18 protein-coding genes and 1 pseudogene are annotated in these 25692 nt (G+C 71.8%); 10 read left to right on the top strand and 9 right to left on the bottom strand.

Annotation, left to right across the window (positions count from 1 at the left end):
* Positions 1–80: 80 nt before the first annotated feature.
* The 3 genes from ABZ312_RS39105 to ABZ312_RS39095 form a co-directional block, all read right to left on the bottom strand.
* Positions 81–1961 (bottom strand): transketolase, encoded by a 1881-nt coding sequence (locus ABZ312_RS39105; RefSeq protein ID WP_500327600.1) that lies wholly within the window; start codon positions 1959–1961, stop codon positions 81–83.
* Between the two features lie 131 nt (positions 1962–2092).
* Positions 2093–2260 (bottom strand): hypothetical protein, encoded by a 168-nt coding sequence (locus ABZ312_RS39100; RefSeq protein WP_500327598.1) that lies wholly within the window; start codon positions 2258–2260, stop codon positions 2093–2095.
* A gap of 37 nt (positions 2261–2297) precedes the next feature.
* On the bottom strand, positions 2298–2654 hold the full coding sequence (locus ABZ312_RS39095; protein WP_500327597.1) for a PRC-barrel domain-containing protein: 357 nt from the start codon (positions 2652–2654) through the stop codon (positions 2298–2300).
* Between the two features lie 213 nt (positions 2655–2867).
* On the opposite strand from ABZ312_RS39095, the gene ABZ312_RS39090 reads away from it, so the two are divergent.
* Positions 2868–4280, top strand: a complete 1413-nt coding sequence (locus tag ABZ312_RS39090; RefSeq protein ID WP_500327595.1) for an RtcB family protein — start codon at positions 2868–2870, stop codon at positions 4278–4280.
* 43 nt (positions 4281–4323) lie between these two features.
* Here ABZ312_RS39090 and ABZ312_RS39085 read toward each other — a convergent pair whose 3' ends face one another.
* From ABZ312_RS39085 to ABZ312_RS39075, 3 genes are all read right to left on the bottom strand, one after another.
* Complete coding sequence (locus ABZ312_RS39085) at positions 4324–4767, bottom strand: archease (RefSeq protein ID WP_500327594.1); 444 nt, start codon at positions 4765–4767, stop codon at positions 4324–4326.
* A gap of 50 nt (positions 4768–4817) precedes the next feature.
* The gene (locus ABZ312_RS39080) at positions 4818–5969 is read right to left on the bottom strand and encodes a methyltransferase (RefSeq protein ID WP_500327593.1); all 1152 of its coding nucleotides are present in this window, start codon (positions 5967–5969) and stop codon (positions 4818–4820) included.
* A 146-nt stretch (positions 5970–6115) separates the two neighbouring features.
* A complete protein-coding gene (locus tag ABZ312_RS39075; RefSeq protein ID WP_500327591.1) occupies positions 6116–7000 on the bottom strand; it encodes an SCO4651 family lipoprotein in 885 nt (294 codons plus the stop codon).
* Between the two features lie 42 nt (positions 7001–7042).
* Here ABZ312_RS39075 and ABZ312_RS39070 point away from each other — a divergent pair, with 42 nt between their 5' ends.
* On the top strand, positions 7043–7504 hold the full coding sequence (locus ABZ312_RS39070; protein ID WP_500359921.1) for a macro domain-containing protein: 462 nt from the start codon (positions 7043–7045) through the stop codon (positions 7502–7504).
* Here the strand turns inward: ABZ312_RS39070 and ABZ312_RS39065 are convergent.
* Positions 7434–7901 carry an LLM class flavin-dependent oxidoreductase gene (locus ABZ312_RS39065; RefSeq protein WP_500327699.1) on the bottom strand — a complete coding sequence of 156 codons (468 nt, stop codon included), beginning with the start codon at positions 7899–7901 and terminating at the stop codon, positions 7434–7436. The genes ABZ312_RS39070 and ABZ312_RS39065 overlap by 71 nt on opposite strands.
* Before the next feature lie 48 nt (positions 7902–7949).
* Between ABZ312_RS39065 and ABZ312_RS39060 the strand changes: the two are divergent.
* Positions 7950–8147, top strand: a pseudogene (locus ABZ312_RS39060) (alpha/beta hydrolase); the annotation flags it as partial.
* A 6-nt stretch (positions 8148–8153) separates the two neighbouring features.
* Here the strand turns inward: ABZ312_RS39060 and ABZ312_RS39055 are convergent.
* Positions 8154–8675 (bottom strand): GNAT family N-acetyltransferase, encoded by a 522-nt coding sequence (locus ABZ312_RS39055; RefSeq protein WP_500439770.1) that lies wholly within the window; start codon positions 8673–8675, stop codon positions 8154–8156.
* A gap of 79 nt (positions 8676–8754) precedes the next feature.
* Here ABZ312_RS39055 and ABZ312_RS39050 point away from each other — a divergent pair, with 79 nt between their 5' ends.
* The 7 genes from ABZ312_RS39050 to ABZ312_RS39020 all read left to right on the top strand — a co-directional run bounded on the left by ABZ312_RS39050 (position 8755) and on the right by ABZ312_RS39020 (position 21551).
* The gene (locus ABZ312_RS39050) at positions 8755–9486 is read left to right on the top strand and encodes a DUF7873 family protein (RefSeq protein WP_500327585.1); all 732 of its coding nucleotides are present in this window, start codon (positions 8755–8757) and stop codon (positions 9484–9486) included.
* Positions 9487–10001: 515 nt separating this feature from the next.
* The gene (locus tag ABZ312_RS39045) at positions 10002–11234 is read left to right on the top strand and encodes a GNAT family N-acetyltransferase (protein WP_500327583.1); all 1233 of its coding nucleotides are present in this window, start codon (positions 10002–10004) and stop codon (positions 11232–11234) included.
* 422 nt (positions 11235–11656) lie between these two features.
* Positions 11657–14935 (top strand): GH92 family glycosyl hydrolase, encoded by a 3279-nt coding sequence (locus tag ABZ312_RS39040; RefSeq protein ID WP_500439769.1) that lies wholly within the window; start codon positions 11657–11659, stop codon positions 14933–14935.
* Positions 14936–15309: 374 nt separating this feature from the next.
* Positions 15310–16278: an ABC transporter permease gene (locus tag ABZ312_RS39035; protein WP_499509040.1), complete on the top strand. Its 969-nt coding sequence runs from the start codon at positions 15310–15312 to the stop codon at positions 16276–16278.
* A 36-nt stretch (positions 16279–16314) separates the two neighbouring features.
* Positions 16315–17334 (top strand): ABC transporter permease, encoded by a 1020-nt coding sequence (locus ABZ312_RS39030; RefSeq protein ID WP_500327577.1) that lies wholly within the window; start codon positions 16315–16317, stop codon positions 17332–17334.
* 304 nt (positions 17335–17638) lie between these two features.
* Positions 17639–19753 carry an ABC transporter ATP-binding protein gene (locus tag ABZ312_RS39025; protein WP_500327575.1) on the top strand — a complete coding sequence of 705 codons (2115 nt, stop codon included), beginning with the start codon at positions 17639–17641 and terminating at the stop codon, positions 19751–19753.
* A gap of 94 nt (positions 19754–19847) precedes the next feature.
* A complete protein-coding gene (locus tag ABZ312_RS39020; RefSeq protein WP_500439768.1) occupies positions 19848–21551 on the top strand; it encodes an ABC transporter family substrate-binding protein in 1704 nt (567 codons plus the stop codon).
* 144 nt (positions 21552–21695) lie between these two features.
* Here ABZ312_RS39020 and ABZ312_RS39015 read toward each other — a convergent pair whose 3' ends face one another.
* Positions 21696–25451 (bottom strand): S8 family serine peptidase, encoded by a 3756-nt coding sequence (locus tag ABZ312_RS39015; protein WP_500439767.1) that lies wholly within the window; start codon positions 25449–25451, stop codon positions 21696–21698.
* Between the last annotated feature and the right edge of the window lie 241 nt (positions 25452–25692).

Raw genomic sequence — 25692 nt, 5'->3', positions numbered from 1 at the left:
GAGGGGCCGGCGCGGTTTCGGGGGCGGCCGGCGACACCCGTGACGGCGGCCGCCGGTGCTCGTACCGGTCGAGGCGGGGGTCATCCCGAGGTCAGACGCCTGGCCGCCTCGGCGATGTGCGTGCGGGAGATGCCGGCGGCGTCCAGGAGTTCCTCCGCGGTGCCGGAGCCGGGCAGGTCACGGACGGCCAGGTGGGCGAAGGCCGGGCCCTGGCGCTGCGCGGCGAGGGCGGACAGGACGGCCTCGCCCAGGCCGCCCTCGGGGTGGTGGTCCTCGGCGACGACGAGGGCGCCGGTGTCGCGGGCGGCGCGCGCGAGGGCGTCGGCGTCCACGGGCTTGACCGAGTACAGGTCGATCACGCGGGCCGTGATGCCGTCGGCGGCCAGCGCGTCGGCCGCGGCGAGGCACTCGTGCAGGGTGACCCCGGCGCCGACGAGGGTGACCCGGTCGTCGCCGGACTGGCGCAGGGTCTTGGAACCGCCCACGGGGAAGGTCTCGTCGGGCCGGTACAGGACGGGATAGGCCCCGCGGGTGGTGCGCAGGTAGGAGATGCCGTCGAGGTCGGCCTGGGCCGCCGTCAGCGCCGCGGCCGAGGTGGCGTCACTGGGGTAGAGCACGGTGGAACCGTGGACCGCGCGCATCATCGACAGGTCCTCCACGCCCATCTGGGAGGGGCCGTCGGCGCCGATCTCCACGCCGCAGTGACTGCCGGAAAGGGCCATCGAGATCTGCGAGATGGCCGCCATGCGGATGAAGTCGTGGGCCCGGGTGAGGAAGGCCGCGAAGGTCGCCGCGTACGGGCGGTAGCCGCGCACGGCCATGCCGACGGCCGAGGCGATCATCTGCTGCTCGGCGATGTACGTCTCGAAGTACCGGTCGGGGTAGGCCTTGCCGAAGTCCTCCGCGTGCGTGGAGTTGCCGACCTCGGCATCCAGGACGACGACGTCGGGGCGGGCGCCGACGGCGACGAGCGCCTTGCCGAAGGCGACCCGGGTGGCGACCTCGTCCCCGAGCTGGAAGCGCGGCAGTTCCATGGGCGTCGTCGCGGCCATCGGCGGGCGCGGCGCGGCCTCGGGCGGCCGCGGGCCGCGTACCGTCAGGTGACGCACGCCCCCGAGTTCCTCGATGGCGTGCTCGGCGAGGTCCGGCGGCAGGGGCTTGCCGTGCCAGCCCTCGATGTCGGCGACCTCGGGGACGCCCTGGCCCTTGACGGTCCTGGCGACGATGACGGTGGGCGCCTGCCCGTCCGCCGCGGTGGCCAGCGCCCGGTCGACGGCCTGGAGGTCGTGCCCGTCGACGACGAGGGCGCGGCAGCCGAAGGCCTCGACGCGACGGGCGTACGCCTCGGTGTCCCACTGCAGTTCGGTGGGGCCGCGCTGGCCGAGCCGGTTGACGTCGACGATGGCGACGAAGTTGGGCAGCAGCCGCTGACCCGCCTTGTCCAGGGCCTCCCAGACCGAGCCCTCGGCCATCTCGCTGTCGCCGCACAACACCCACACCCGGTACGGCTCGTGCTCCAGGTCGCGGCCCGCCGTGGCGATGCCCACGCCGTAGGCGATGCCCTGGCCCAGCGATCCGGTCGCCACGTCCACCCAGGGCAGGACGGGGGTGGGGTGGCCCTGGAGGCGGGCTCCGAAAGTGCGGTAGGTCGTCATGAGTTCGTGCTCGTCGACGGCGCCCGCGGCGTGGAACATCGCGTACAGCAGGGGAGAGGCGTGTCCCTTGGAGAAGATGAGGTGGTCGTTGGCCGGGTTCTCGGGCTGCTGCCAGTCGTACCGCAGGTGACGTGACATCAGCACGGCCATCAGGTCGGCGGCGGACAGGCTGGACGTCGGGTGGCCCGAGCCGGCCGCGGTGCTGGCCCGCACCGAGTCCACCCGGAGCTGCTGGGCGAGTTCGAAGACCTGTTCCAGGTCGCTGTCGGGCCCGATCGGGCGGGCGGCGGCTTTCTGGTCCGTCATGACGGATTCCCTACTTCGCGCGGAGGACTCTGCGTACCTGATGTCTGCTACCCCGCCCGGGCGCGGAAGTGTGCTCCCCCCCACGGGTTCCGGCGGCACGCAGCCCGTGGCCGGCGCCCCCCCAGCCGGTCTCAGCGCAGGAGCCCACGGCGCGAACGCCGCCATTTCACAACGACGTACACCAGGTCGAGCACGAGCACGACGATGCCGATGACCAGCAGGTACAGCAGACCTTCGGCGACCACGCCGATGAGTCCGAGGACCACGGCCACCAGAAGCAGGAACAGGAAGAGCGCCATGGCCGGGACACCTCCTTGGCGCGGCGGGGTGAGGCGTTCAGCGGCGGGCGAGTTTGCGTTCGCCGCCGGCGCCCGGGTGGTAGGCCATGTCGTAGTACTGGAAGATCTCCCCTTCCTGCTCTGCGGGCAGGACGTCGTCCGTCCCGATGGACGGACCCTTCTTCACCAGCCCCTTGGGCTGGGCGACCTTGACGTAGCCGGGCCCCACGACCGCCTCGTCGAGGGGGACGAAGACCAGTCGCTGCCGCGTGGGCAGACCGGTGCGCACCGTGGCCACCGCCGGCTCGTCGGTGGCGGTGTCGACGTAGATCGCCTCCAGCGCGCCGATCTTGTGCCCCTTGGGGTCGACGACGTCGCGGTCGCGCCACTCGCGGATATCGGCTGAATGGATCATGTGCTGCTCCTCGGTGGAGCGCCGATTCGGCACCGTGCCCCGGCGCGGACGCACCGGGATCGCCCTTACGGGTCGTCGCTTGTGACAGCGCACCGGCCCTTTTCCTCATGCTACGTCCGGAATCCGGATCCGGCCGGGCTCCGTTTACCGCGGTCCCGCGTGGCAACGCGACACATGGGGGACGTTGACCGGCCACCGGCCCCGGAGGCTGTGATGGATGTCGTGGAAGAGGGCCCCTACCGTTTCCGCATCGCTCCGCGCGCGCTGATGCGCGTACCCGGCGTCGTGTTCGCCTCGCGCGACCTGATCGGCCATGCCGAGAAGGCCCTGGAGCAGGTCGTCAACGTGGCGACGCTGCCGGGCATCGTCGGCGCCTCCTACGCCATGCCCGACGTCCACTGGGGCTACGGCTTCCCCATCGGAGGCGTGGCCGCCACCGACGTCGACGACGGCGGCGTGGTCTCCCCGGGCGGGGTGGGCTTCGACATCTCCTGCGGCGTGCGCCTGCTGGCGGCCGACTGCGACCGGCGGACGGTCGGACCCGCCCTGCCCGCGATCATGGACGGACTGGGCCAGGACACACCCCGCGGCGCCGTCACCGGAGCCGTCTGGCACCTGGGCAGCGACCGCCGGCTGGAACGCGTGCTGACGGGTGGGTCCCGCTACGCCGTGGAGGAGGGCCACGGCGAGGACGGCGACCTGCGGCGGTGCGAGGACGAGGGCACCGTGGCCGACGCCGACCCCGGACAGGTGAGCGCACGCGCCAGGGAACGCGGCCTCGGGCAGGTCGGCAGCCTCGGCTCGGGCAACCACTTCCTCGAGGTGCAGGAGGTCGCCGAGGTGTACGACGCAGCGGTCGCCGCCGCCTTCGGCCTCGCGCTCGGCCAGGTCTGTGTGATGATCCACTGCGGTTCCCGGGGACTGGGGCACCAGATCTGCTCCGACCACGTGCGGGCCATGGACCGGACCATGCGGCGGTACGGCATCGAGGTCCCCGACCGGCAGCTCGCCTGCGTCCCCGTGGACTCGCCCGAGGGCCGCGCCTACCTCGGCGCGATGGCGGCCGCGGCCAACTACGCCCGGGCCAACCGCCAACTCCTCGGCGAGCTGTCCCGCCGCGTCTTCCGCCGCGAGGCGGGGGTCCGTCTGACCCTCGTCTACGACGTCTCCCACAACCTGGCGAAGATCGAGGAGCACGACGTGGAGGGCAGGCGGTGCACCCTCTGCGTCCACCGCAAGGGCGCCACCCGGGCGCTCCCGCCCGGTCACCCGGACCTTCCCGCCGACCTGCGCGGCGCCGGCCAGCCGGTGCTCATCCCCGGCACCATGGGCACCTGCTCGTACGTCCTCACCGGCGTTCCCCGTGGCGACGCCTTCCACTCGACCTGCCACGGGGCGGGCCGGGAGAAGAGCCGGCACCAGGCCGCGCGGGGCGTCAGCGGCAGGGAGCTGCGGGCCCGGCTGGAGGCCCGCGGGATCGCGGTCCGCGCCTCGTCCTGGCGCGGCCTCGCCGAGGAGACGCCCGAGGCGTACAAGGACGTCTCGGCGGTGGTGGAGGCGAGCGAGGGCGCCGGGCTGTGCCGCAAGGTCGTCCGCCTGGTGCCCCTGGGCGTGGTGAAGGGGTAGGCCCGCCGCGGACCGCCGCCATTCGGACGTCCGTCGCCCTCTTTCAGACGTCGACCGTCGCCGCGCAGGTCCATCCGTACGGGCCGGGCGCCAGGTGGAGTTCGTTGAGCGAGACCGCCTTCGGCACCGCACCGGTGACCTCGACCGACCCCACGTCGGCCATCGCCATACGTACGTCCAGCCCGTCGGCGTCCGACTCCGCCTCGACGTCGACGGGCACCTCCCCGTGCACCTCGAGCCGGAAGATGACCTCGTCCAGCAGGTCCGCCAGCAGGTCGTCGTCGGCGGCGTCGGCGACCGGTATCCGCCGCACGCACACCGGCCGCACCCCGGCGGTGTCCGCGAAGCACTCGACCAGGCCCAGCACCGCCTCGACAAGGCACTGCTCCCTGGTGGGCCCCCACGCCTCGATCCGCACATCGGCGGTGTGCGGCACCGCACGGTGTCCGCCCGCCTCCGGTCCGCCACCGTACGCCTCGTCCACCATGAGGATCGCCTGCCCGGTCCACGCGACCTCAAGACCCCGGCGGCCCGGCTTCAGCGCTTGACGGCCCGCAGGACCACGAACTTCGGGTTCGACGCGACGACCTCGCAGTTCCCGAAGAGCCGCCGCAGGCGCACGTGGTAGCCCAGATGCCGGTTCCCGATGACCAGCAGCTCGCCGCCGGGCCGCAGCGCGGACCGGGCGGTGACGAACATGCGGTGGGCGGTCGCGGCGGTGACCGCCTGGTGGGAGTGGAACGGCGGGTTGTTGAGGACGAGGTCGGCGCCGTCGGGGCGGACGGCGGCCACGGCGTCGGCGGCGTCCCCGACCAGGAACCGGGCCTTGCCCCCGGGGCCCACGTTGTCGTGGAAGGTCTCCTCGGCGGAGGCGACGGCCTGGTGCGACTCGTCCACGAACAGCACGTCGCTGTCGGGATTCGCCAGCGCCACCGCGGTCCCGACCACGCCGTTGCCGCAGCCCAGGTCGACCACACGGTCCGGGCCCTTGCGGTCCGGCAGGTGCTCGAGCAGGAAACGCGTGCCGATGTCGAGGTGGTCGGCGCAGAACACGCCCGCGTGGTTGGTGACGGTGCGGCCGGACAGCGGTCCGATGCCGTCGGGCAGCGGGTACCGCAGAGGCCACGGGTTCGCCCGGGGGGCCGCCGCCGGATCGGGGGTGCTGAAGATCAGCCGCGCCTTGCGCACCGCCAGCGAGGTGCGGGTCGGCCCGATGATCCGCTCGAAGAGACGCAGCGTGGACGTGTGGATCTCGGTGACCATGCCCGCGCCCAGGACGACGGTGCCGGGGTGCAGTGCCGGGGCCAGCCGGTGCAGCTGGTCCTCCAGCAGCGCGAGGCTCTTGGGCACCCGGACGAGCAGCACGTCGATGCGCGCCGGAGGCTCGTCGCGGGTCGTCAGCATCCGCACCTCGGCGTCCGGCGCGTTGCGCCGCAGGTTCGCCCGCGTGGCCTGCTGCCCGAGATGGGAGTCCGTGATCTGCGTGGGGCGGTGCGCCGCCAGCGCCGTCGCCAGTGCCCCCCAGCGGTCCCCCAGGACGACGGTCGTGCCCGTCAGGTCCGTCCCGTTCTCCGCGAGGTGCCGCACCAGGTAGTCGTCCGCGGCGTCCCACGCCCGCAGCGTCTCCCGCGGCTCCGCGGGGAATCGGGTCAGTTCGAGTGCGCCCCACGGCGTGCTGAAGAGGTTCATCGCCCCCTCAGGGTACGGGCTGCCCGGGCCGCCCCCGGCTACCGGCTCCCGGGGTCGCCGCTCGTACGAAGCGGTCCGCGCCGGCGACCGGGCCCACTCCGTCGGTGGGTGCGTGTGGTCGCGGCGCACCCACCGACGGGTTGACGTCAGCCCTGGGCGGCGTTCTGGATCATCTCGGCGAACGTGGTGACGTCCTTGGCCGGAGGCGCCTTGATGGCGGAGGTCTGGCCGTAGCCGGAGTACGCGATGGTCAGCTTGGCCGGGCCCTTCGCGGTCTTACCGGACTCCACGGTCTTGACCGCGAGGTCGTCGGCGCTGATCCACGCCTCGATCTTGACGGTGTTCTTGAGGCCGGTGGAGTGCAGTTCCTCGATGTAGGCGTCGCGCTCGTCCTTTGTGATGAGCTCCAGGACGGAGGTGTCGGCGGCGAGCTTCTTGATGTCCACGGTGCCCGTGTAGTGGGTCGCCTCGGCGCCGGCCACCTGCTCCTCGCCGGCCGCGGCGAGGTCCGCCGCGGTGGACAGCGCGGCAAGGGCCGCGGCGGGGCCGTGCGGCAGGTCCTTGGCCGGGTTGTCCTCCGCGGAGGAGCCGTCGAGCTTCAGCCACTTCTTGCCGCCCGCGGCCTCGGCCATCTCCCCCTCGACCGGGAGGAACACGCTGCCGTCCGCCATCGTCATGTGCACCTTGCCGTCCGGACCGGCCATGTCCTTCATGTCGGCGTCGGAACCGGCGTCCATGCTCAGCTCGGCCCCCTCGGAGCCCTTCTTCCAGCTCAGCGTGCCCTCGGCCTTGGTGTTGCCGTCCGCAGGGTCGACGGAGTCGACGGCGACCTTCGCGGATGCCTGCTTCTCCACCGCCTTGGTGGCGTTCCGCACGGCTTCGACGGGGGAGACCTTCTTCTCCACCGGCTTGGCGGAGCCCTGCGTCGACGCGGACTTCGGCGCCTCCTTCGTGGCGTCACCACAGGCCGCGAGACCGAGCGCGAGCGTGCCGGTCGCAGCGGTGATCGCCACAAGACGACGGATGTGCATGAAAAGTTCCCCTTCGAGCGGTAAAGATTTGTACAACGATCAATGGCCTTGGACCCTACAGCAATCGACGAACACACAAACGAGCGGGGGCTCCGCTCGAACGGAGCGCCATGTACGCCTGACTCGCCCACCGATGCCGTCGTGACGGCGGCGGACGAGTCGCTGATCGGCGGGGGAGGCGGCGACGACGGAGAGGCCGACATCCTCGCCTCCTCCTACCGGCGTTGCCCGCAGGGCGCGGACGAGCTGGGGGCCACGAGCATCGCGTTCCCCTCGATCGCCACCGGCGTCCACGACCAGCCATCGGAGGAAGCGGCGCGGATCGCCGCCTCAGCCCTCCGGACGTCGCAGAGCCCGGTCCGGCAGATCAGGCTCGTGGCCTGCGGCCGGGCCGCGCTCGGTCCGCAGCCGGGGACCCGCCACGGCGGGTGCGTCAGCCGAGCTCCGGCAGGACCTCGGCGGCCAGGCGATCGGCGTGCTCGGCCTGCGCGAACAGGGGCGTGAACAGGATGAGCTCCGCACCGGCGGCGACGACCTCACGCAGCGCCCGGACGCACTCCGCGGGCGTCCCCGCGATCGCGGCGGCCTCGATCTCGGGTGACTTGCGCATGTACAGCGCCGCCAGTTCGGCGTCGATCCGGGCGCGGGCGCGCCGGGAGTCGTCGTCCACCGCGATGTAGACGCGCTTGGCGATCCCGAAGCCGTCCGCCGTCCTGCCACTCTCGGCCAGCGCCTGCCGCACGATCGCGACCTGCTCGGCGAACTTCTCCGTCCGGACCTGACCCGCGCCGAAGAAGCCGGTGAAGAGCCCCGGACTCATCACGGCGCGGCGCAGCGCGGTGCGCCCGCTGCCGCCGAACCACACCAGGGGAAAGGGCTTCTGGAACGGTTTCGGCTCCATCGCCGCGTCGCTCAACCGCCAGAATTCCCCCGAGAAGTCGACCCGGCCGACGAGGCCGACGTACTGCGCGACGCGGGCGAGGCCTACGCCGCCAAGCTGCGCGAGGCGGGCGTGGACGTCACCGCGGTGCCGGTGCTCGGCATGGTCCACGACTTCCTCATGCTCGACAGCCTCTGGGACTCCAAGGCGACCGTCGTCGCCCGCACGCTGGCCGTCGAGGCCCTGCAGCGGGCGCTGCACCCCTGAACCGCGTCAGGCGATCGTGATCCCGTAGCGTCGCACGGCGCCACCCGGCCCGGCCTCCTCGACGCCCTCGAGCACCCCGCCGTTGCGCTCGATCGTCCTGGCGGAGGCGGTGTTCGCCGCCTCGCAGACGATCAGCTCCCGGTCCAGTCCGAGCCCGCGCGCCTCGTGGAGCATCCGGCCGAGGGCCCAGGTGGCCAGGCCACGGCGGCGCGAGGAGGGCCGGATGCCGTAGCCGATGTGACCGAACCGCAGCACGAAGTCGCCGGGCCCCTGCCGCAGGGCGATGCCCCCGTGGACCCGGTCGCCCTCGACGATCCACCGGTACCAGCAGCCGCGGCCCGCCTCCACCGCCTCCGGCCCCGACTGCCCGGCCAGCGTCGTCACCCAGGCCGCGAACCCGTCCGGCGAGCCGACCTCGTCGGACGGCTCCAGGCCGAAGCCGTCCTCGTGCGGGCCGGGACCCCATTCGTCCCGCGCCTCGAGCCAGGCGGAATGCAGACGGGTGGTGGGCGCGATCAGCTCGGGCATACGGCGACGATACCGGTGCGTCACGGTGCGCCCGAGAAATCGGGTGTGTGTACGGGCGGGCGCTGCTAATTTCGCTGACGTGCCGAAGCTCAATCAGATCATCGCCGTGGAAAAGGGCGTCAAGTCCAAGTCCCTCCAGGAATTGACCCAGGCCCATCACGACGTCCAGAAGCCCGCGTTGCTCGCCGGGATCTCGCGGACGTACCAGCCGAAGGACGAGGAGGGCGAGCAACTGCCCCCGGAGTCCACCCGGGTCCAGGTGAAGGCGGAGGACGTCCTGCACGAGGTCGGGGACACCCTGACGCGGCTCTTCGACGTGACGGCGACCAAGGACTGGGCCAACCGGACCGCGGCCGCCGACGTGGTGGTGGACGGGAGGGTGCTGCTCGCACAGGTCCCCGTCCCGTACCTGCTCTTCCTGGAGAAGCAGCTCACCGACCTGCACACGTTCGTGCGCAAGCTGCCGGTCCTGGACGCGTCCGAGTCGTGGAACCCCGACCCGTCGACGGACTGCTGGAAGACCGACCCGGTGCGGACGATCCGCACGAAGAAGGTCCCGCGCAACCACGTGAAGGCCGAGGCCACGGAGAAGCACCCGGCCCAGGTCGAGGTGTACTACGAGGACGTGCCCGTGGGGTACTGGACGACCGTGAAGTTCTCCGGCGCGCTGCCGGCGCGGCGCGTGAACGAACTGCTCGCCAGGGTCGAGAAGCTGCAGCAGGCCGTGAAGTTCGCCCGCGAGGAGGCCAACGGTGCGGACGTCACCGACCAGCGCGTGGGGGAGGCGGTCTTCGGCTACCTGTTCGGGTAGCCCCATCAACGCCCCTCGTGAGAGCGGGGGGTGCGCCGAGAGCGCAAGCTGAAACTGATGTTGAAGCTGACCAGGGGTATCAGTGGGGGTTCGAATCCCTCCCCCGGCACACCGGGCCGGGGTGGCCCAACCGGTAGAGGCAGCCCCGTCAATCTCAGACTCTCGCTCCAGTCTCAGCATTCGCCGCCGAACGCCGGATCGACCGAGCGCGGACGATCATCGACGGATGGGGGTTCAACTCCCCTCTGCGCCTCTTCCGTGGCGCGGTAGTTCAAAGGTAGAACACGTCGATCTCAGAATGATCCGCGACTCTTAAACGCCGCCGGCGTGCGCAATTGGGTGGCATCTCAGGAGCCCGGGCAGCTGGATATGCTCCCGGGCTCCGTCACGCCTCACTCCAGCGGGCCGGAGCCGGGGCCGGCCGTAATTCGCTTGACCTTGCCGAGGGGCGACGCTGCACTGTGGCGGGTCACCACGACGCGTGGTGCCGGTATCCCGGGGAGGCAGCGGCAGCGATGGAGATCCGTTCCACGACCGAGCAGGACCTCGACGTCTTCGTCGACACGCTCCATGCCGCGTTCGGGCGCTTCCCGGAAACCCCGGCCGACGGCCGCGGGGTCTGGTGGTCGGCGCTCGAAATGGACCGCAACCTGCTCGCCACGACGGCGGACGGACGGCCGATCGGCACCGCCGGTGCGTACTCCTTCGAGCTCACCCTGCCAGGTGAGGTCCTCGTCCCGGCCGCCGGCGTCACCGCCGTCGGCGTCGTGCCCTCGCACCGGCGTCAGGGCGTGCTCACCGCGATGATGCGGCATCAGCTCACCGGGCTGCGGGCCCGCGGGGAGTTCCTCTCCGTGCTGCTGGCCTCCGAGGCCCTGATCTACCGCAGGTTCGGCTACGGACCGGCGACCTACACGGGGCGACTGACGGTGCCGCGCCACCAGGCCGCCCTCGCCGTCCCCCGGGCGCGCGGAACGGCCGGCGCCCCGGTGGCCGGCCCGGACACCGGCTCGGTCGAGGTGCTGCGGCGTGCCGAGTGCGGGGAGATCCTGGAAGCGGTCTACGACCGGTACCGCCGCGCACAGCCCGGCGCGCTGTCCCGGCCGCACCGCTGGTGGGCCCTGGGGGCGGGGCAGCCCCCGGTCTCCCCGGCACCGCGCTACGTCGCTGTCCACCGCGACGCCGACGGCGTGCCCGACGGGTACGCCAGCTACTCCCTCGGCGAGCCCGACACCTTGACGGTCGACGAGACCATCGCCACCGACGACGCCGCCTTCACGGCCCTGGCCCGGTTCGTGCTCGGGCACGACCTGGTGGCTCAGGTCGTGTTCAAGCACGTCCCGCCCGAGCATCCGCTGCGCTGGCAGTTCGCGGATTTCCGCGCCGGACAGGCGGGCAACCACACCGACTGGCTCTGGGTGCGGCTGCTGGACGTCCCGCGTGCACTGACCTCGCGCGGCTGGTCCACGGACGGCGAGCTCGTCCTCGACGTCGACGACCCGTTCCTGGGCGAGCACGACCGCTACCTGCTGACCGTCCGGGACAACAAGGCCGAGTGCGTCCCGACGGAGCGGGAACCCGACCTGTCCCTGGACGTGAGCGACCTGGGCTCGGTCTACCTCGGCGGCACCACTCCGAGCACGCTCGTGCGTGCCGGACACGTCCGGGCCCACCGCCCGGACGCGGCGACCCTCGCCGACGCCCTCTTCCGCGCGGAGCGCTCCCCGCACTGCCTGCACTGGTTCTGACCGCGTGCGCCTTCGGCGATCGCGCGGGTGACACCTCGCGGCTGCACGCCGGAGCCTTCGGGCCCGGCGTACAGCCGCGGCGTTGTCAGCCCCCGCGGGTACCGCCCGACCGTTCACGAGAGGGCTCGTGACCGCACCGGATCGGGGGCGTCGGGCTGGGACGGGGTGGGGTACCTGCGGGCGGGTGACCAGGGAGACGAGGGGGAGAGCGGTGCCGGGCGTGGGGGGCTTGTGGAACCGTGGTGCGCGACAACGTTGTCATTTGAGCTGGGCATGACTATACCGGCTGAGAAGGCAACGATGTCAAGGGAGTTGACGTGCACCCGAGGGGGTCTTCCCGCGCACCCGTGGGGCACGCTACTGTCCCCGCGGCTTGTGTGACCCGTGGCGCGCGACCCGTCCGAGAGAAGAAGGGCCGCGTCATGCGTTTGCGTACGACGTCCGTTCTGCTGGCCGCCGTCCTGGCGGTCGGCGGTGCCACTCCCGCCCTCGCGGCGCCCGCCGCGCCGCCACCCGATCTCGTACAGGACCCCACCGCCTACGTCGACCCCCTGATCGGCACCAAGAACGGCGGCAACGTCTTCCCCGGCGCCGTCGTCCCCCTCGGCATGCTGTCCTGGAGCCCCGAGACCACCCGCGGTGACGCCACCCGCACCACGGCGCCCGGTGGTTACCACTACGACGCGACCCGCATCCGGGGCTTCAGCCTCACCCACATGTCGGGCACCGGCTGCGCGGGCGGCAGCGGCGACATCCCGTTCCTCCCGTACGCCGGAGAGGTCACCACCTCGCCCGCGGCGGACACCAAGGACGCGGTGTACGCCGCGGACTTCAAGCACGCCGACGAGACCGCCGAGCCGGGCCGCTACAAGGTGGGCCTGTCCTCCGGCGTGACGGCGGACATGACGGCCACCGCGCGCACCGGCTCCGGCCGCTTCACCTTCCCCGCGGACAAGCCCGCCTCGATGCTGATCCGCACCGCCAACTCCGAGGTCGGGTCCACGGACTCCACCGTGATCATCGACCCGCAGGCCCGTACCGTCTCCGGCTCGGTCACCTCCGGGAACTTCTGCGGCTACCTCGACCCGGAGGGCCGGCGCTCCTACTACACCCTCTACTTCACCGCCCGCTTCGACCGTTCCTTCAAGGCGACCGGCACCTGGCAGGACGACAAGGTGACCCCCGGCTCCACCACCGCCTCGGGCGGCACGGGAGGCTTCTCCCACGGCGGGACGCCGGTCGCGGGCAAGGGCGCCGGCGGCTGGGTGGAGTTCGCGCCCGGCAGCGGACCGGTGAACGTCAAGGTCGGCATCTCGTACGTGAGCCAGGCAGGCGCCGAGGCCAACCTCGCCGCCGAGAACCCGCGGCACCGCTCCTTCGACTCGGTACGGGACGCGGCCGGTCGCGCCTGGCGCGACCGGCTGGGCGCGATCAAGGTGGGCGGTGGCACGGACGCCGAGCGCAGCACCTTCTACACCGCCCTCTACCACGCGCTGATCCACCCCAACGTCATCAGCGACACCGACCGCAGATACCGCGGCAGCGACGGCGAGGTCCACACGGTGGCCCGCGGCCACCAGGCGCAGTACGGCACCTTCTCCGGCTGGGACGTCTACCGCTCGCAGGTGCAGCTACTCACCCTGCTGAGCCCGCGCACCGGCTCGGACATCGCCCAGTCCCTGTACGAGCTCGCCGAGCAGAACGGCGGCGTCTGGGACCGCTGGCTGCACGGCGCCTCCGGCACGCACGTCATGAACGGCGACCCGTCACCGGCCGCCCTCGCCGGGATCCGGGCCTTCGGCGGCACGGACTTCGACCTGCGCGGGGCGCTCGACTCCCTGGTGAAGGCCGCGACCGTGCCGACGGAGCGCGACCTGTCGCCGGTGGGCAAGCCGATCCTCTCCGTGGGTCAGCGCCCGTCCCTAGACAAGTACCTGAAGCTGCACTACATGCCGTCCGTCTCCAACGCCTGGGGCGGCGCCGCCGAGACGCTGGAGATGTCGGGCGCCGACTTCGCCCTCTCGCAGCTCGCCTCGGCCGCCGGCCGGAAGCACACCGCCGCCGACTTCGCCCGGCGCTCCCAGTGGTGGCAGAACAACTTCAACCTCGCCGCCGACCCGAGCGGCGGTTACATCGCCAACCGCGCGGCCGACGGCAGCTGGGTCACCGGGTTCACCCCGGCCACCGGCAACGGCTTCGTCGAGGGCACGGCCGCCCAGTACACCTGGATGGTGCAGCACGACCCGGCCGGGCTGTTCGCGGCGATGGGCGGCCGCGGCGAGGCCCTCGACCGGCTGGACGCGTTCTTCCACACGGCGGACGGCAAGTGGGCCTTCACCGGCAGCGGCGGCGAGAAGTCGGAGATGGACAACGAGCCGTCGATCAACGTGCCGTACCTCTACGCCTACGCCGGCGCGCCCTACAAGACGCAGGAGACCGTGCGGGCCGCGATGGGCGCCCTGTGGTCCACGCAGCCGGGCGGCATCCCCGGCAACGACGACCTCGGCGCGATGTCGTCCTGGTACGTCTTCTCCGCGCTCGGCATGTACCCGCAGGTGCCCTCCCGCGCCGAACTCGTCCTGGGCTCCCCGCTGTTCCCGCGGATCGAGATCGACCGCCCGGCCGGGAACGACATCTCCATCCGCGCGGCGGGCGCGGCGGCCGACGCGCCGTACGTCCGGTCGCTGAAGGTCAACGGACGTGCCAGTGACCGGCCGTGGCTGCCCGCCTCCTTCGTCGAGGACGGAGGCAGGCTCGACTACACCTTGTCGCGTACCGCGGACCGCACCTGGGGAGCGGACGCGGCCGACGCACCGCCCTCGTTCCGGGAGGGTGAGCAGCCGCACCAGGTCGGCGTCGGCCCGACCACGGCGACGATCGCCCCGGGCGGCGGCACCAAGGTCGGCATCCGCGCCCTGTCGTTGCGCGGCGGCGCCGCACCGAAGGTGCGCTTCCGCGTCGAGGTGCCCGACGGCGTCACGGCGTCGCCCGCGGAGGGGGAGTTCACGGACGGCTCCCAGGAGATCACCCTGTCCACCGCCGGCGACGTCAAGCAGGGCTTCTACGACGCCAAGGTGGCGGTGAGCTACGGGGACACCTCGTACGAGCAGCCGGTGTCCCTGACGGTGGCCGCTCCCGGTTCCCTCATCGCGGCGTACAACAGCACGGGCGTCTCGGACGACGCCGGTGACCACGACGAGGCGGACTACGACGGCGGCGGCTGGAGCTACTCCCGTCAGGCGCTCGCTGCGGCCGGCCTCACCGGCGGGACGCAGGGCACGGTCACCGGAGGCCTCGCGTTCACCTGGCCGGATTCCCCCGCCGGCCGCCCCGACAACGCCTCGGCGACCGGCCAGACCATCGAACTGGACACGCCCGCCTCGCGGTTGTCGTTCGTCGGCAGCGCCGTCAACGGCGACCAGCAGACGACGGCGACGGTCACCTACACCGACGGCAGCACCGGTGCCGTCGACCTGTCCTTCACCGACTGGACCGTGGGAGGTGGCGGAGGCAGCGTCAAGTTCGGCAACGAGGTCGTCGCCAAGACCGCCTACCGCAACGTCGCGGGCGCGGACAAGGACCCGGTGGCCACGTACGTCTTCGCCACCAAGCCCTTCCCGGCACCGGACGGCAAGACCATCACGAGCGTGAAGCTCCCGGAGAACACGGACCTCCACGTCTTCACCCTCGCGGTGGACTGACGCGGGAGCACCCCCAGGGGCGGGCGCGGAGCCGACTCCGCGCCCGCCCTTCGTGCTGCCCGGAACGGCGCCCGCATCGCCGATATCAACATCACATAAAGTGGCGCACGTCATAGAGAGAATTCCACCCGACTCGGAACCCTTTTCCCGGAATTCCGTCCCGCAATGCGTATTGCCAATTCTTTGTGCGCGTATTGCCTCATATGGACGCGGGTGGCAGGAGGATATTTCCCGAGCCGTCCCACCGCGACGCTCCATTGTTTCCCCGCTCCGATACGGCGACATCCGGGTGGCGCTGCCGAACCCGGGTCACGCCCCCGTAGGAGCCGGTGCGGCCCTGGTCACAGGGCGTGCCACGCGAAGGAGAAAGCACGTTGGGCCGTTACCTACTGCGCCGCCTCGGCAACTACGCAATCCTGGTGTTCATCGCGGCCAGCGCGACGTACTTTCTCGCATCCTTCACCCTCCACCCCGACATCAACTACCTGTCGAAGAATCCCCGGCCGCCCCTGCACTCGATCTACGCGATCCTGCACGCCTACAACCTCGACCCGCACACGCCCGTGTACCTCCGGTATTGGCGCTGGCTGACCGGGATCGTGCTGCACGGCGATTTCGGCAGGACCTACGACGGCGCATCGGTCAACACCGAGCTGGGCCGCCGCGTCCTGGTCAGCACCGAGCTCCTCTTCGTCGCGACCGTCCTGGGGGCCGTCGGCGGCGTCGCGGTCGGCGCCTGGAACGCACTGCGGCAGTACCGGCCCTCCGACCGGGTGTCGACGATCGTCTCCTACGTCCTGCTGGCCACCCCGGTCGTGGTGATCGCGGTCGGACTGCGGACCCTGGACACCGCGGGCGACGGGCCGCTGGTGCAGTACATCGGGATGTACGACCCGAAGGTGCACGGCACCCTCCCGGTCGTCCTCAACAACCTCGAACACCTCGTGCTGCCGACCCTGACACTGCTGCTCGCCCAGATCCCGTTCTTCAGCCGCTACCAGCGCAGCACGATGCTCGACGTCCTGGGCAGCGACTTCCTGCGGACGGCCCGCGCCAAGGGGCTCCGGCGGCGTCAGGCGGTCCTGCGGCACGGACTGCGCACCGCGGTCATCCCCGTGATGCCGCTGGTGGTCTACAACGTCGTGCTGCTGTTCACCGGCGCCACCTTCACCGAGGAGATCTACGGGTGGCACGGCATGGGGGAGTGGCTGGTCGACTCCATCACCAGCAACGACGTCAACGCGGTCGCCGCCGTGGCGATCTTCACCGCCGGCATCGTCCTGATCGCGGGACTGCTCTCCGACCTCGTCTACGCGGCGCTCGACCCTCGGGTCCGCACCTGAGACGGCCCACGTCGACCGACTCGAGGAGATCCCCTCATGACCACCCCCGCAACCGCCGCCGGGACCGCGGCGCCACACCGGACCAGGAGCCGCGGCGCGCTCGTCCTCGCCCGCTTCGCCCGCAACCGGCTGGCCCTGGTGGGCATCGCCCTGGTGATCGCCCTGGTGCTCCTGGCGTACGCCGTACCGCCGTTCCTGCACTGGACGTACCACGACAACGACTTCGCCAGCCTGGACACCGGACCCGGGGCCGCGCACTGGTTCGGCACGACCCACTCGGGCCAGGACCTGTTCGCGCTCACCTTGAGGGGCCTGCAGAAGTCACTGGTCGTCGGACTCGTCGGAGGGCCGCTCACGACGCTGATCGCCGCGGTGGTGGGCGCCTCGGCCGGCTACTTCGGCGGCTGGACCGACCGCGTCCTGATGTGGTTCCTCGACCTGATGCTGGTGATCCCGGCGTTCCTGCTACTCGCCGTCCTGTCACCGGCGTTCCAGCACGGGACCTGGCTGTTCTTCGTGGTCCTGCTCGCGGCGTTCGGCTGGATGATCACCGGGCGGGTGGTGCGGAGCATGACCCGGACCCTGCGGGAGCGGGAGTACGTCCTCGCCGCGCGCTACATGGGCGTCCACCCGCTGGTCATCATCTTCCGGCACATCCTCCCCAACGCGGCGTCGATCCTCATCATCGACGCGACCGTCCAGGTGGGCGCGATCGTGCTCGGCGAGACCTCGCTGTCCTACTTCGGGTTCGGCATCCAGGCGCCCGACGTGTCCCTCGGCACCCTCATCGCCGCCGGAACGCCGGACGCCAACACCTCCCCGTGGCTGTTCTTCTTCCCCGCCGCCTTCCTCGTCCTGATCGGCCTCTCCGTCGCGTTCATCGGCGACGGACTGCGGGACGCCTTCGACCCGACGGCACGGGGAGCGAAGTCCCGGGGGCGCGCCCGGCCGGGCACGCCCACCTCCCGGCACGCGAAGGCCGGGCAGGTCCCGCCCAGCAAGCCCTCAGCCGCGGTCATCACCGCCGCACCCACCGAGGAAGGAGTCACCCCTTGAACCCTCCCCATGCTGAAGCAGGGGGAATCCTGGCTCAGGAAGCCCCGCAGGTCAGCACCCCGCAAGGTCTTACTCCCTCAACACCAGCCGGGATGGAACCTGCCCGGTTGTGTACGGCAAAGCCGAGGTGGCTCGTGCTTGGTTCTCGCAACGCGCCGTCGCGCTGGCATGGTTCTCGCTCAGCACGACACACACACCACCCGCCGGTCTTTCGTCCTGGGGGCGAAACCCCTTTCCCTGCCCTGCTCCGCAGGGGTCCGATCCCTCCCCGATCTGAAGGCCGGGGCATCCGCGGAGGAACCTGGTGACCGTCCCCACCGCCGCCCCCGGCGTCCCCACCCCGCGGCCGGCCTCCGGCGACCCGGTCCTGACCGTGCGCGACCTGCGGGTGTCCTTCCCCGGCGAGGCCGGACGGGTGCAGGCGGTCCGCGGGGTGGACTTCACGCTCCGCGCCGGTGAGACCCTGGCCGTCGTCGGCGAGTCCGGCTCCGGCAAGTCCGTCACCGCCACCGCCGTGCTCGGCCTGCTCCCGGACGACGCGGAGGTCACCGGCTCCGTACGGCTCAACGACCGCGAGCTGCTCGGTCTGCCGGACCGTCAGATGTCAGCCATCCGCGGCCGTGACATCGGCATGGTCTTCCAGGACCCGCTCTCGGCGCTCACCCCCGTCTTCTCCATCGGCACCCAGCTGGTGGAAGCCCTGCGGATCCACCAGGACCTCACCGCCGCCCAGGCCCGCGAACGGGCCCTGGAACTGCTGGACCTGGTGGGCATCCCCGACCCGAGGCGGCGCGTCGACGCCTTCCCGCACGAGTTCTCCGGCGGCATGCGCCAGCGGGCGATGATCGCCATGGCCATCGCCAACGACCCCGAGGTGATCATCGCCGACGAGCCCACCACGGCGCTCGACGTCACCATCCAGGCGCAGGTGCTGGAGGTCCTGGGCAAGGCCCAGGAGGTCACCGGAGCCGCGATCCTCCTGATCACCCACGACCTCGGCGTGGTGGCCGGCATGGCCGACCGGGTGGTCGTCATGTACGCCGGCAAGCCGGTGGAGACCGGGACCGCCGACCAGCTGTTCGCCACCCCCCGCATGCCCTACACCATCGGCCTGCTCGGCTCGGTGCCGCGGCTCGACACCGGGGACCGGACGGCCCTCACCCCCATCGAGGGCACGCCGCCGTCGATGGTGGACCTCCCGGCCGGCTGCCCCTTCGCGGAGCGCTGCCCGGTGGCCGTGGACCGCTGCCGTACCGAGGAGCCCGGCCTGCGCGCCGTCGCGACCGGAGCCGGTCACGCCACGGCGTGCCATCGCGCACACGAGATCGACACGCCCGGCGGGATCCCCTCCCCGGGCATGTTCCCCACCCCCGCCTCACCGCGGCGGCCCGGCGGACCCCCGCGCGCGGCACGGCCCGAGGTGCTCCGGGTCACCCACCTCACCAAGCACTTCCCGCTCCTCAAGGGCGCGGTGTTCAAGCACCGGGTGGGCACGGTGCGCGCCGTCGACGGCGTGGACTTCGACATCCGCCAGGGCGAGACCCTCGCGCTGGTGGGCGAGTCGGGCTGCGGCAAGACCACCACCATGCTGCAGATCCTCGACCTCGCCGGGCAGCGCGGCGGCACCGTGGCCGTCCTCGGCAGGGACGTCGGGCAACTGGACGGGAAGGCGCGGCGGGAGCTGCGCCGGGACCTCCAGGTGGTGTTCCAGGACCCGATGGCGTCACTGGACTCCCGCATGCCGATCGGCGACATCCTGGCCGAGCCGCTGCGCACCCACGGCTGGGACCGGGAACGCATCGCCGCGCGCGTCCCCGAACTGCTCCGCCTCGTCGGGCTGCTGCCCGAGCACGCCGAGCGCTATCCCGCGGAGTTCTCCGGAGGACAGCGGCAGCGGATCGGCATCGCCCGGGCGCTGGCCCTGGACCCCAAGCTGGTCGTGCTGGACGAGCCGGTCTCCGCGCTGGACGTCTCGGTCCAGGCCGGGGTGATCAACCTCCTCGACGAGCTGCAGGCAGAACTCGGCCTGAGCTATCTGTTCATCGCGCACGACCTGTCGGTCATCCGGCACATCGCCGACCGCGTCGCCGTCATGTACCTCGGCCGCATCGTCGAGGCCGGCGACGTCGAGGACGTCTTCGCCCGACCGGCCCACCCCTACACCCAGGCACTGCTGTCGGCCGTGCCGCTGCCCGACCCCCGCAAGGAGCGGCAGCGCCGGCGGATCATCCTCCAGGGCGACCTGCCCAGCCCCGCGGACACCCCCTCGGGATGCCGGTTCCGCACCCGCTGCCCCAAGTACCTGCAGCTCGCACCGGCCGAGGCCAGACGCTGCGACACCGAGGACCCCGCCGCAGGGGCCCTGGGCGAGGACCACACCGCCGCCTGCCACCACGCGGCCGCCCTGGAGGTCCTGTGACGCGCCCCCGGCCTGTGACGCGCCGGCCTGTGACGCACCCCCGGCCGTCCCGCCCGGCGGACACCCGACCCACGGAACCCACAAGGAGAGTCAGTTGAACCGAAAGTCCGTAAAGCTGGCCACGGCAGTCGTGGTGTCCGCGGGTCTCCTCGCCGGCGCCACCGCGTGCGGAAGCGGCAACGGCGGCGCGAGCTCGTCGGCGCCCAAGGCCCCGCCCAAGGCGGCCCTCAACCAGATCAACCCCGCCGACCCCGCGGGACTCCGGCAGGGCGGCACCCTCAACTTCCCCGTCGACGAGTACCCCACCCAGTGGAACAGCCTCAACGCGGCCTCGCAGAACACCGTCGCCGTGACCACGACGATGGCCCCCCTGCTGCCGTCGCTCTTCCACAGCACCCCCGACAACAAGCGGACCCCCAACCCGAACTACCTCAGCAAGGTGAGCACCGCCGTCAAGCACGGCAGGCAGGTCACCACCTACGCGCTCAACCCCAGGGCCCGGTGGTCCGACGGCACACCCATCACCTGGAAGGACTTCCGCGCGGACTGGCAGGCGCAGAACGGGAAGAACCCCAAGTACACCCCCGTCAGCACCTCCGGCTACGAGCAGATCTCCTCGGTCGCCGAGGGAAGCGACGCGCGGCACGTCGTCGTCACCTACGCCACACCCTTCTCCGAATGGCAGACGCTGTTCTCGCCGCTGTACCCGGCATCGCAGATCGACACCCCGCAGAAGTTCGACGCCGGCTACAAGAACCGGATCCCGGTCACCGCGGGCCCGTTCAAGGTCAGCAGGATGGACCCGACGACCAAGGTCGTCTCCGAGGTCCGGGACCCCCACTGGTGGGGCCCGAAGCCGGTGCTGGACGGCATCAACTTCCGCACCCTGGACGCCGCGTCGACACCCGGGGCCTTCGCCTCCGGCGAGATCGACGTCGAGGACATCGGGCCCGACGTGGCCGCCTACAAGCAGGCGCAGAAGGTGCCGCACACCTCCATCCGCGTGGCGGGCGCCCCGAACCTGCGGCAGATGGTGGTCAACGGCGCGAGCCCGCTGCTGAAGGACGTCCGTGTCCGCCGGGCCCTGTTCATGGCACTGGACCGCCAGGCCATCGGCAAGGCCGACCTCAACGGCCTGCCGTTCCCTGCCCAGCCCCTCGACAACCACTTCCTCGTCAACAACGACGTCGCCTACAAGGACAACGCCGGCTCCCTCGGCCGCTTCGACCCCGCCGCGGCGGGGCGGCAACTGGACGCGGCGGGCTGGAAACCGCACGGCGACGTCCGTGAGAAGGACGGCAGGCCGCTGGAGCTGACGCTGACCATCCCGTCGGGCACGCCCATCGCCGCCAACGAGGCACAGCTGTTCACGGCGATGCTCAAGAACGTGGGCATCAAGCTCGACACCAAGGTCAAGCCGAGCGACGACTTCTTCAACGACGTCAGCGCCGGGAAGTTCGACCTCACGCTGTTCAGCGGCATCGGCTCCGTGCCGTTCTTCCCGCTGACCAACGGTGCGGCGTCCTTCGTCTCCCCCGAGCACGGCAACGTCGGCCAGAACTACTCGCGCATCGGCACCGCCGGGATCGACGCCGACATGCACAAGGCGGGCACCGAGGTCGGCCACTCCGCCTACCTCGCCGACCTCGACGCGGCCGACGCCGCGCTGTGGAAGCTGGCCGCGAACCTGCCGCTCTACCAGCGGCCGCAGATCGTCGCGACCAAGTCCGACGTGGCCAACTACGGCGCCTTCGGTTTCCAGGACACCGACTGGACCCGGATCGGCTTCACCAAGTAACCCCACTGGACCGCGGCGCGGGAGGACGACCCCCTCCTCAACGCCTCCCGCGTCGCGTCGGCCCCGACCCGAGCCGACACCCCAGGAAGGGCCCTTGTCCCCGGTGCACCGGGGACAAGGGCCCTTCGTCCGTACCGCCGTCGGCTACTTGACGCCGAAGGCGCGGATCAGGGTCTGGCTGACGCTGTTCCCCTTCGCGTCCCGCGCCGTCGTGCGCAGGCTCGCGAAGCGGGCCCGGGACGGCGCGTCGAGCTGCGCCTTCCAGCCGCCGCCCGACTGCCGCAGCGTCGTCTTGCGCCAGGTGGCGCCGTCGTCGTACGACACCTCGAGGGTCACCGTGCGGATCGCCCCGGCGCCCGCCGCGCCCTTCAGGTGCGAGGCGGTGACCGTCAGCGCGGTGCGCCGCTTGGCCTTGCCGGACAGGTCGGTGGCCACCGCGTAGTCGAGCTGCACCAGCGGCAGGGGCGTGATGGCCGAGTAGTCCGTCGTGCTCGAGGTGAAGCCCCACTCGGTGCGGGTGCGGGTCGAGTACGGACGGTCCGGCACGTTCCGCTCGCCCTCCACCACGATCCGGTAGGGCTGCGGGTCCGGTGAGAGCCCCTCGACGGTCACGATCCGCTCGTTGTAGTCCTCACCGAGCAGCTGGTCGCCTTGGTACAGCGAGAACTTCGAGGTGTTGCCGTCCACCCAGGCGACGCCCGAGTGACCGCCCGAGTCGCCCCAGGCCGGCAGCACGGACGTGCTGATGATGTCGCCCACCCGGTAGGGGGCCGTCCAGCTGATGCCGTCGTTGAGCACCCGCGGGTGCTGGATCGCCGAGAACCAGGTCTCGGTGTTCGTGCTGCGCGCCTTGTAGGTGCGCATCACGCCCCGCTGGCCGAGGTCGCGCATCGCGGCGGAGGAGATCCAGCGGGCGTCGTCGCCCGCCGAGACCCAGGACGTGAGGGTGCCCTGGGCCGCGACCCGCGTCGCCTGGATGAGCGTGGGCCGGTTGAAGATGAGCGACACGTCCTCGCGGTACGCCACGGCCTCGGCCTGCGTGCTGTTGCGGAACGACTCGTCGATACGGGCCAGGTCCCCGGGACGGGGACGGTAGGACGGGTCCTTCGGGACCGCTCCGTCGTGGTGACGGATCAGGTCGTACGCGTAGCGCGGGTACGGGTGCGAGACCACCTTCAGCGTCGCCGTGCCGGGCTTGCGGAGCCGGCTCAGCAGCCGTGCGCTGTCGTCGGTGCCGAGCGAGGCCACCGGCAGGGGGGCGGCGTCGGGCAGGTCGGCCCAGGGGTCGAACTTGCCGTAGCCGTCGTTCAGGATCAGCAACTGCCGCGCGCCGGCCCTCGCCGCAGCGGCGGCCTGGTCCGGGGCGGACACCGTGTCGCTGCGACGGACGACCGCCACCTGGCCGCGCAGCTTGAGCCTGCGGAACGCCGCGGCCGAGCCGTCACCGGCCCAGACCGCGCGGTAGGTGCCCGTGCCGTCCCGCAGCTTGGGGGACATGCTCTGGATGGTGACGTCGTCGTAGGTCTGCGAGCCGGAGGAGAACGTCAGCGGCGGCTGGATCTGCCGCCAGCGGGTCGCGAAGTGGTACGAGCCCTTCGTCACCTTCGGCGTCGGCGTCACCCAGAGGCTGTCGTAGCGCCAGTACTCGGGCATGTAGCTGTCCAGGAAGGGGAACAGGTCGCCGTTGGTGCGGTACTGGTCCACCCGCATGAACTCGTTGGCGGTCGGCTGCGGCGTGACGGCGGCCGCCTTGCGCAGGCTCGCGGCGTCGAACCGCACGGTGCGGTCGGTGTCGAGGTCGATCTGAGGCGCCGAGAACATCGCGAAGCCCAGCGTGTGCGTACCGTCGATGCCGGGCACGTCCGCGTTCAGCCACGCGGAGTAGGTGCTCGGGGACAGGCGCAGGTCGATGCGGCCCGAGGCGTCGACGGCGAACGCCTTGGGGGCGGAGTTGCGCTCCACGTCCTTGAGGATGAGGGTGCCGGGAAGGGCCTTGCCGTGCCGGTCCTTGGCGGTGACCGTCAGGTTGACCCGGCGGCCTTCCTTGTTCACCCCGACCGTGGTGCGGGCCAGGGCCGTGCCGTCGGCGCCGGTGGCGACGAGTCGGGTGGAGTAGGCGCCGTTGTCCTCGGCCGCGTCGAGGTGGGTGATCACGCCGACGGAGGCAGTGCCGTGCGCGGGCACGGTCAGCCGCGGTTCGGTCAGCGTGAACAGGCCCTCGGGCAACTGGCCCGGGTTCAGGGACAGGTCCACGGTGACCGGTGCGGCACCGGAGTTGGTGTAGGTGACGTCCTTGCGGACCGTCTGACCCGGCGTGTACGGGTAGTGCGTCTGCGCGTACGCGTCGCCGGAGGCGACCAGGGTGGCCTTCACGGCGGCGGCGACGTCCACGCGCCCGCTGCCCGCCTCGAAGGGGCTGAAGCGTTCGATGGTGCTCGCGGTGGTGCTGATCAGGGCGGCCTTGAGCTGCTGCCCCGTCCAGTCCGGGTGCTGGGCGGCCAGCAGGGCCGCGGCGCCGGCCACGTGCGGCGTCGCCATGGAGGTGCCGCTCATCGTCTGGTACGCGCCCTCCCCCTCAGGGGCGTACTGCGAGCGCGCGGCCAGCACGTTCACCCCCGGGCCGGTCAGGTCGGGCTTGACGGCGTTGTCGCCCACGCGAGGGCCGCGGCTGGAGAAGGATGCCAGCTGGTCCACGCCCTTGCCGGGGCCGTTGACCGCGCCCACCGTCAGCGCGGCGTCGGCGGCACCGGGGGCGCTCACGGTGTACGGCGCGGGGCCGGAGTTGCCCGCCGCGATGACGAACAGCGCCCCGGTCTCCTCGCTGAGCCGGTTCACGGCCTCGCTCAGCGGGTCGGTGCCGTCGGTGGCGTCGCCGCCCAGGCTCATGCTGACGACCTTGGCGTGCTGGTCGCGGGCTGCCCATTCCATGCCGGCCAGGATCCAGGAGTCCTGGCCGCTGCCGAAGTCGTCCAGGACCTTGCCGATGTGCAGGGACGCGCCCGGGGCGACGCCCTTCTCGGTGCCACCGGAGGCGGCGCCGGTCCCGGCGACGGTCGAGGCGACGTGGGTGCCGTGACCGTGCCGGTCGGTGACGTCCGCGCCGGGCACGAAGCTCTCCGTCGCGGCTATGCGGCCGGCGAAGTCCGGGTGCGCGGCGTCGATGCCGGTGTCCAGGACGGCGACGTCCACGCCCTGCCCGGTGTCCCCGCCGGCCCAGACCTCCGGGGCGCCGATCTGCGCCGTGGTGTCCGACAGCGTGGCCTTGACCTTGCCGTCCAGCCACACCTTGGCGATGCCGCCGGCGAGCCGTCCGCCCTCCGCCGTCCTCGCGGCCGCGGTGGCCTTCGCGTCGGCACCGGTCAGGGAGGACCAGAAGTCCGCGGCCCGCTCGTGCTCGGCGGAGATCGCCGCGCCCTGGATGCTGCTGAGGGTCAGCGTCCTGCGCGCGCCCTCCGGGGTCTTGGCGCTGCGGGAGCGGGCGGCGGCGTCGGTGTACGTGACGATGAGCGGCAGCCGGTCGCTGCGCGCGTCGTCGTAGCCGTCCTTCAGCAGCGCGGTGACGTTGAAGAGCCCCTCGTCCAGGGCTCCTGACGCGATGTAGGGGACCGCGGCGTCGGGATACACGTAGGTGTCGGTGCCCACCGACATCACGTGGGCGCCGCCGGTCCTGCCGTTCGGGTCGGTGACCGAGGTGACGGCCTGGGCCCGGCCGTCCCCGGTGACGGTGACCTTGTCGCCGGTGATCAGCGTGACGGTGCGCACGGCTGCGGAAGCGGCACCGGTCGCGGCGGGGGAGGGGGACGTCGCCGAGGGGTCGGCCGATGCGGCCGGACCCGTGGCCGTCAGCACCACCAGGGCGGCGACGGCGGCTGTCAGCCCGCGTCTGCGGGACGGAGGCATGCGCAAGGGAACCTCATGGACTCGATGGGGTGGGGTGGAACGCAGTCAGCCATCCGTTCGCATCGCTGTAAAGGCGGCCCTTTGGCACTTCTGTGCCATGTCACCAAGTGGACACGGCGCAAAGCGGCGCAATGATCGGCAAGCGAGACACACTGCACGGTGTGAGCGGCCGCCGCACAGCGGCACATCCATCACACGCTGCTGACATGACGTCAGTTCGCTCGCGTGCACGAAGGTCAGA

It is taken from the genome of Streptomyces sp. NPDC006207 (assembly GCF_040613835.1).
GTDB lineage: Bacteria > Actinomycetota > Actinomycetes > Streptomycetales > Streptomycetaceae > Actinacidiphila.
This window is presented reverse-complemented; position numbering and strand designations above follow the sequence as displayed.